Consider the following 7,475-nt stretch of genomic DNA (forward strand, 5'->3'; position numbering starts at 1 on the left):
GCCGTCGGCACCGCGGGCCAGCGATGCACGTCGCTGCGGCGCATCATCGTGCACGAGTCGATCAAGGATGACCTCGTGACCCGGCTCAAGGCTGCCTACGAGACGCTGCCGATCGGCTCGCCCCTCAAGTCATCGACCCTGGTCGGCCCGCTCGTTGACGAGACGGCCTTCCGTGCGTTCGGTGCTGCGGTGTCGCAGGCGCAGTCCGACGGCGGCAGGCTCGTCACCGGGGGAGCGCAGTCCGCTGAGACGAGCAGCAGCACCGGCGGTGGCTTCTACGTCCACCCGGCGATCATCGACATGCCGGCGCAGACCGACATCGTCAAGACCGAGACGTTCGCACCGCTGCTCTACGTGCTCACCTATGCCGACCTCGGTGAGGCGTTCGCGCTGCACAACGACGTCGTGCAGGGCCTCTCGTCGTCGATCTTCACGCTCGATGTCCGCGAGGCTGAGACCTTCCTGTCGGTCGTCGGCTCCGACTGTGGCATCGCCAATGTCAACATCGGCCCGTCGGGTGCAGAGATCGGCGGCGCCTTCGGTGGCGAGAAGGGGACCGGCGGCGGACGCCGGTCGGGCTCAGACGCCTGGCGCGCCTACATGCGCCGCTCGACCAACACGGTCAACTACTCCACCGACCTCCCGCTGGCCCAGGGCGTCGAGTTCGTCTGACCCCTGCCCCGTGCCGGGCCCTGCTGCTCCGGCGGTAGTGGGTGTGGCGGCGGTGTCTCAGCGTCCACCCCTCGCGTGGGGCGGGGGGGTAGGGTCCCCGCCGGGGGCCGGCTTGGGCGCTGACCCCCCGCCAACCCCGGGCTGGGCGCAGGGTTGGGCGGCCACCCCCCGCATGCGGCGGTGTCTCAGCGTCCACCCCTCGCGTGGGGCGGGGGGTTAGCGTCCACGCTGGGCGCAGGCTTGGCCGCTAACCCACCGCCAGCGCCAGGCTGGGCGCAGGCTTGGCCGCCAACCCACCGCCGGCCGCCAGGCCCGCCACAGCCACCCGGCCGTCAGAGCCAGATTGCGGGGGCGAGCTGGTCTCGTGGCTCGGGCGGGAGCCGCTCGGCGTCGCCGTCGACGAAACGCCTGGCCGACCAAGCGGTCGCCGCGGCATCGAGGATGTCATCGACCGCGACCCCGCGGCGTCGCTCGGCCACGACCGCGAGCCCGTGATCGGCGAGCAGCCGTCGCCGATACGCCTCACCGTCGGCCGTGGTCTTGCCGTCGATGAGGACTCCGCCGTTCATGGCCGCGAAGCAGACCTCGGGATGTGACTCGATCAGGGGCACGCCGGGGCCGGTCGCGATCCAGTCGCGCACCTCGCGGATCTTCGGCACGAGATACCACGTCTGCTTGCTCAGCCCGAGGCCCAGAGCGGCTCGGTTGGACGCGTTCGCGGCGTGATAGTCCCCCGCTTCGAGGACGGCCGAGGCCGGCGCGTTGAACACCGTCGAGGCGCGGCCCGGCAGCTCTTTGCGCGCAAGTCGCTCCGCCACTCTCGGCTCGTCGATCGGCAGTCCGATCGGGATGTCGATCGCCACCGCCTCGACGTCACCGGCGAGTGCCACGAGCCGGTCGATCGTCGGCGCCACCAGCACCGCGGTCGATCCGTCCCACACGACGCCGACCCAGCCGATCTTGCATCCGTCGACACCCAACACGGCCATGCACAGATCCTTGCACTGTCAAAGCGTCAGTGCCTCGCGGCAGGGTGGTGGCATGACTCGAGAGCTCCAGATCACGTTCGACTGTGCCGACCCGGCTGCGCTGGCCGCGTTCTGGGCAGAGGTGCTCGGTTACCAGGTCGAGTCGCCGCCCCAGGGTTTCGACTCGTGGCCCGCCGCGCTCGAGGCGTTCGGCGTGCCTCGCGACCAGTGGAACTCCAGGTCCGCCATCCGGCCGCTCGAGGGCGCCGGTCCCCGGGTCTTCTTCCAGCAGGTGCCCGAGGGCAAGGTGGCCAAGAACCGCGTTCACCTCGACGTACGCGCGGCCGTCGGCCAGACCGGCAAAGAGCGGATGGACGCGTTCGAGGTGGAGGCGACGCGGCTCGTCGCGCTCGGCGCCTCGCGTGCGAACCGGGTGGATCCGGCGCCGCCCATGGAGGCCGGCTTCATCACGCTGCTCGACCCCGAGGGTAACGAGTTCTGCCTCGACTGACATCGCGACGTCGCCACTGCTCGACTCCGGGGCACCGATGCCCTAGGTTGAGCCGCGCAGGTGACTCAGGTCACATTGCAACCAATCGGGGGGGTTGACCAACGTGTCTCGTCGTATCGGTCCAGTCGTAGCCGTGGTCGCCATGGCGCCATTTCTCATCTCACTGCCGGGGGCCCATGCTGCCGGCGGCTCCTACGTGGCGTTGGGTGATTCGTATGCCTCCGGCACCGGCACCGGCTCCTACATCGCTGACGGCAGCTCGTGCCAGCGTTCGGTGTACGCCTACCCGACGCTCATCGCGGCGGCCAAGGGCTACGCGCTGAACTTCCGCGCCTGCTCGGGTGCCAAGATCTCCGACGTCAGCAGTGGCCAGCTCAGCGCGTTGTCGACCAGCACCACGCGCGTCACGATCTCGGTCGGTGGCAATGACGCCGGCTTCTCCGACGTCCTCACTGAATGTGCGATGCCGGCCTGGTCGAGCGACTGCGCCGGCGCGGTCGCGTCCGCGCAGAGCTACATCCGCAACACGCTGCCCGCGGCGCTGTCCACCCTCTACGCGAGCATCAAGTCGAAGGCGCCCAACGCCAAGGTCGTGGCGGTCGGCTATCCGCGCATCTTCAACGGCGAGGACTGCAACGCGTTCACCTGGTTCTCTCCCGACGACGAGTCGCGGCTCAATGCCACAGCCGACCTCATCGACTCGACGACGTCGGCGGCTGCCTCGGCCAAAGGTCTCAGCTTCGTCAATCCGATCGGCGCGTTCGTCGGTCATGCTGTCTGCGACAACGTCGAGTGGCTGAACGGCCTGTCGAACCCGATCTCGGAGTCGTACCACCCCAACCGGGCCGGCCACGCGAATGGGCTGACCCCCTTGGTCAGCGGCCCGTTGACGGCCCAAGCGGTCACCGTGACACCTGCCGTGGCTGCGCGTGCGGCGGCGTCGTCGGAGGCGCTCGCCACGCAGCAACGCCGGTATGCCGCCAGTGACGCGAAGATCCGCCCCGAGCGCTTCGTGGCGCCCGATCTGAGCAGTGCCCGGGTACGGGCGGCAGCAAGAAAGGCAGGCGTCGACCTGGGCAGCCGTGCCAGCATCGACCGCGTCGATCGGCAGTACGCGCAGGCGCAGGGGAGGGTCAGCCCGGCGAAGTAGCATCCGCGACGCGTTGCGAGAAGGTTTCGTCCTCCCCACACGGCACAATGGACAGGTGAGCCTCTACCGCGACGCCGGCATCGTGTTGCGCGTGCACAAGCTGGGTGAGGCCGACCGGATCATCACGCTGCTGTCCCGCGACCGGGGCATCATCCGTGCCGCCGCCAAGGGCGTCCGCAAGACCACGTCACGCTTCGGCGGCCGGCTCGAACCGTTCATGCACGTCGACCTGCAGCTGGCCGAGGGCCGATCGCTCGACATCATCACCCAGGTCGAGACGATCAACGCCTTCGCCAAGGACCTCGGCGCCGACTACGCCGCCTACACAGCCGGCACCGCGATGCTCGAGACCGCCGAACGGCTCGTGCAGGAAGACGGCGAGCCGGCCGTCCAGCAGCTGCAGCTGCTCATCGGCGCCTTGCGTGCTCTCACCCAGGGGCGCATGACGCCGAGCCTGATCCTCGACTCCTACCAGCTGCGCGCTCTGTCGATCGCCGGCTACGCCCCCACCTTCGACGGCTGTGCGCGCTGCAGCGTCGAGGGCCCGCACCGCAGCTTCCACGCCGCATCCGGTGGCATGCTCTGCGACGGCTGTCGGGTGCCGGGTTCCGCGGCACCGTCACCGATCACGGTCTCCCTGCTCGCCGGCCTCCTCAGTGGCGACTGGGCCTCGGTCGGCACGTCTGATGACCGCTCGCGCCGCGAGGCCAGCAGCATCGTCGGCGCCTACCTCGCGTGGCACCTCGAGCGAGGGCTGCGCTCACTGAGCCACGTGGACAGATGAGGCGAGCCGTCCGGGCCACCACGCCGCACCCCTCCGGTGCCACGGCGCCCGTCCTGCCGCCCGACCAGGTACCGCGCCACGTCGCCATCGTCATGGACGGCAACGGCCGCTGGGCCAAGCAGCGCGGGCTGCCGCGAACCGCGGGGCACGAGATGGGTGAGGCGGCGCTGTTCGACGTCGTCGAGGGTGCCATCGAGGTCGGCGTCAAAGCAGTGTCGGCCTACGCGTTCTCCACGGAGAACTGGAAGCGATCGCCCGAGGAGGTGCGCTTCCTGATGGGCTTCAACCGCGATGTCATCCGCCGCCGTCGCGACTCGATGCACGAGCTCGGGGTGCGCGTGCGCTGGGCCGGGCGTCGTCCCCGGCTGTGGCGCAGCGTCATCAAGGAGCTCGAGATCGCCGAGGAGCTCACCCGGCACAACGACGTCCTGACCCTCACGATGTGCGTCAACTACGGCGGCCGGGCCGAGATCGCCGATGCCGCCGCCGCTCTCGCACGCGACGTCGCCTCGGGCAGGCTCAGCCCTGACAAGATCACCGAGAAGACCTTCGCGCGCTACCTCGACGAGCCCGACATGGACGATGTCGACCTGTTCTGGCGCACCTCCGGCGAGCAGCGCACCAGCAACTTCTTGTTGTGGCAGTCGGCCTACGCCGAGCTGGTCTTCTCCGACATCGCGTGGCCCGACGTCGACCGGCGGGCGCTGTGGGCTGCCATCGAGGAGTACGCCCAGCGCACCCGCCGCTACGGCAAGGCCTGAGGCACTCCGGCGTGGCCGGCAATGCTCCGGGAGCGATAGGCTGTGGCGCCTATGCGTATAGCCAGGTTCGCGGGTGACGACGATCCCCGTTTCGGAGTCATCGGGGACGACAACGGCGTCCCCACCATCGCTGTCCTGAACGGTGATCCGCTCTATGCCGGGCTCAACCTCAGCGGCCAGAAGATCCCGCTGGCGGATGTGCGGTTGCTTGCACCGGTCATCCCACGCAGCAAGGTCGTGTGTGTGGGCAAGAACTACGCCAAGCACGCGGCCGAGATGGGCGGCGAGGTGCCGGCGGAGCCGCTGATCTTCCTCAAGCCCAACACCAGTGTCATCGGGCCGGGCGAGCCGGTGTTCTACCCCGAGCAGAGCAAGGATGTCCACTACGAGGGCGAGCTCGCCGTCGTGATCGGGCGTATCTGCCGCGACATCTCCGCCGAGGACGCCGCCAAGGTCATCTTCGGCTACACCGTCGCCAACGACGTCACCGCGCGCGACCTGCAGAACAAAGATGGTCAGTGGGCGCGGGCCAAGGGCTTCGACACGTTCTGCCCGCTCGGCCCCTGGATCGAGACCGACTTCGACCCCTCCAACGTCGCCGTCACGACCCGTCTCAACAGCCAGGGCAACGGCGATGAGATCAAGCAGGACGGACGCACGTCAGACATGGTCTTCACCGTGCCCGACATCATCCAGTACGTCTCCTCGTTCATGACCCTGCTGCCGGGCGACGTCATCCTCACTGGCACGCCCGACGGGGTCGGCCCGATGGTCGTCGGCGACGAGGTCAGCGTGACGATCGAGGGTCTCGGCACCTTGACCAACCCGGTGGTGTCGCGTGACTGACGCCCACGTCCCGACCCGCCCCGTCGTCACCCGCTTCTGCCCGTCGCCAACGGGTAACCCCCACGTCGGCATGGCCCGCACGGCGCTGTTCAGCTGGGCCTTCGCCCGCCACCACGGCGGAAAGTTCGTGTTCCGCATCGAGGACACCGACGCCTCGCGTGACACCGAGGAGTCCTACGGTCTGCTGCTCGACGTCATGCGCTGGCTGGGCATCGACTGGGACGAGGGGCCGGAGGTCGGTGGTTCGCACGGCCCCTACCGCCAGTCCGAGCGCATGGACATCTACGCCGACGTGGCGCAGCGCCTGCTCGACGCCGGCTTTGCCTACCGTGCCTACGACAGCGCTGAGGAGCTCGAGACTCGCCGCAACGCAGCCCGCGCCGCTGGCAAGTCGTCAGGCTACGACGGCCTGCACCGTGACCTGACACCCGAGCAGGTGACGGCGTACGAGGCCGAGGGTCGCAAACCGGTGATCCGGTTCAAGATGCCCGACAAGGACTACACCTTCAACGACCTCGTCCGCGGCGAGATCACTTTCGGGTCCGACAACGTGCAGGACTACGTGCTGGTGCGTGCCAACGGCCAGCCGCTCTACACGCTCACCAACCCGACCGACGACGCGATGATGGGCATCACGCACGTGCTTCGCGGTGAAGACCTGCTCAGCTCCACCCCGCGGCAGATCGCGCTCTACGAGGCATTCGCCGAGATGGGCATCGGCGGGGGGTTCACCCCAGAGTTCGGCCACCTGCCGTTCGTCCTGGGGCAGGGCAACGCCAAGCTCTCCAAGCGCGACCCGGAGTCGAACCTGCTCGACTACCGGCCCAAGGGCTTTCTGCCCGAAGGCCTCCTCAACTACATGGCACTGCTCGGCTGGTCGATTGCCGACGACCGCGACGTCTTCACGATCCCGGAGATGATCGAGGCGTTCGAGATCACCCGCGTCAACCCCAACCCCGCGCGCTTCGACATCAAGAAGTGCGAGGCCATCAACGGCTCGCACATCCGGCTGCTGGGCGAGCGGGAGCTGTGCGAACGGCTCGTGCCCTACTTCCAGACGGCCGGGCTCGTCGCCGACCCGCCCACCGTCAAGCAGACCGGCACCCTCGCCGCTGCGACGCCCCTCGTGCAGGAGCGCATGACGCTGCTGACCGAAGCCGTCGACATGCTGCGGTTCCTTTTCGTCACCGACGAAGACTTCGTGATCGACGAGGCCGACCGTGCCAAGAATCTGAACCCTGCTGGCGTCGATGTCGCCCGGGCGGCGCGCGATGCGCTCGTGGGCATCCGCGACTGGAACACCGCCTCGATCGAGGGGGGGCTCCGTGCAGCCCTCATCGACGGGCTGGGGCTCAAGCCGCGACTGGCGTTCGGGCCCGTACGCGTTGCGGTGACGGGCAGCCGCATCTCTCCGCCGCTGTTCGAGTCGCTCGAGCTGCTCGGGCATCGCAAGACGATCGCTCGTCTGGATGCCGTGGTGGGAGATCCCGGTTTAGGTGAGAGCGGGTCAGTCGGGTAAAGTTTGTTGTCGGCTAGGACACAGTCCAGGCCATTGGGATATGGTGTAATTGGCAACACAGCGGTTTCTGGTACCGCCATTCTAGGTTCGAGTCCTAGTATCCCAGCGAAGGTTTCACCGAAGCCCTTCCGAGCGTCGCACCTACACGCTTTGCTACTGTTCATCTGGTCGCAAGACCACCCATGGCCCCGTTGTGTAGTGGCCTAGCACGCCGCCCTCTCAAGGCGGTAGCGCGGGTTCGAATCCCGTCGGGGCTACCATGGA

General features: G+C 68.4%; 8 protein-coding genes and 2 tRNA genes. 9 read left to right on the plus strand and 1 reads right to left on the minus strand.

Annotated elements, in window-relative coordinates; translation table 11 throughout:
* Positions 1-672, plus strand: a 672-nt coding sequence (locus H7290_RS17600; RefSeq protein ID WP_290515325.1) for an aldehyde dehydrogenase family protein, incomplete at its 5' end; no start/stop codon positions are given.
* A gap of 332 nt (positions 673-1,004) precedes the next feature.
* Here the strand turns inward: H7290_RS17600 and H7290_RS17605 are convergent.
* Complete coding sequence (locus H7290_RS17605) at positions 1,005-1,661, minus strand: DUF429 domain-containing protein (protein ID WP_290515326.1); 657 nt, start codon at positions 1,659-1,661, stop codon at positions 1,005-1,007.
* A gap of 52 nt (positions 1,662-1,713) precedes the next feature.
* On the opposite strand from H7290_RS17605, the gene H7290_RS17610 reads away from it, so the two are divergent.
* From H7290_RS17610 to H7290_RS17645, 8 genes are all read left to right on the plus strand, one after another.
* Positions 1,714-2,151, plus strand: a complete 438-nt coding sequence (locus tag H7290_RS17610; RefSeq protein ID WP_290515327.1) for a VOC family protein — start codon at positions 1,714-1,716, stop codon at positions 2,149-2,151.
* A 142-nt stretch (positions 2,152-2,293) separates the two neighbouring features.
* Positions 2,294-3,301, plus strand: coding sequence for an SGNH/GDSL hydrolase family protein (locus tag H7290_RS17615; protein WP_290515332.1), 1,008 nt, complete (start codon positions 2,294-2,296; stop codon positions 3,299-3,301).
* A 55-nt stretch (positions 3,302-3,356) separates the two neighbouring features.
* Entirely contained in the window at positions 3,357-4,085 is a 729-nt protein-coding gene (gene recO, locus H7290_RS17620; protein WP_290515328.1) for a DNA repair protein RecO, read from the plus strand.
* Positions 4,082-4,846 (plus strand): isoprenyl transferase, encoded by a 765-nt coding sequence (locus H7290_RS17625; RefSeq protein ID WP_290515329.1) that lies wholly within the window; start codon positions 4,082-4,084, stop codon positions 4,844-4,846. The genes recO and H7290_RS17625 overlap by 4 nt, the downstream gene beginning before the upstream one ends.
* Before the next feature lie 51 nt (positions 4,847-4,897).
* Positions 4,898-5,692, plus strand: coding sequence for a fumarylacetoacetate hydrolase family protein (locus H7290_RS17630; RefSeq protein ID WP_290515330.1), 795 nt, complete (start codon positions 4,898-4,900; stop codon positions 5,690-5,692).
* Positions 5,685-7,211 carry a glutamate--tRNA ligase gene (gene gltX / locus H7290_RS17635; RefSeq protein ID WP_290515331.1) on the plus strand — a complete coding sequence of 509 codons (1,527 nt, stop codon included), beginning with the start codon at positions 5,685-5,687 and terminating at the stop codon, positions 7,209-7,211. The genes H7290_RS17630 and gltX overlap by 8 nt, the downstream gene beginning before the upstream one ends.
* 34 nt (positions 7,212-7,245) lie before the next feature.
* Positions 7,246-7,317: transfer RNA gene (locus H7290_RS17640), tRNA-Gln, on the plus strand.
* Between the two features lie 78 nt (positions 7,318-7,395).
* Positions 7,396-7,471, plus strand: a tRNA-Glu gene (locus H7290_RS17645).
* Positions 7,472-7,475: the final 4 nt, after the last annotated feature.

This window comes from Aeromicrobium sp. (genome assembly GCF_014378035.1).
In the GTDB taxonomy this organism is placed as follows: domain Bacteria; phylum Actinomycetota; class Actinomycetes; order Propionibacteriales; family Nocardioidaceae; genus Aeromicrobium.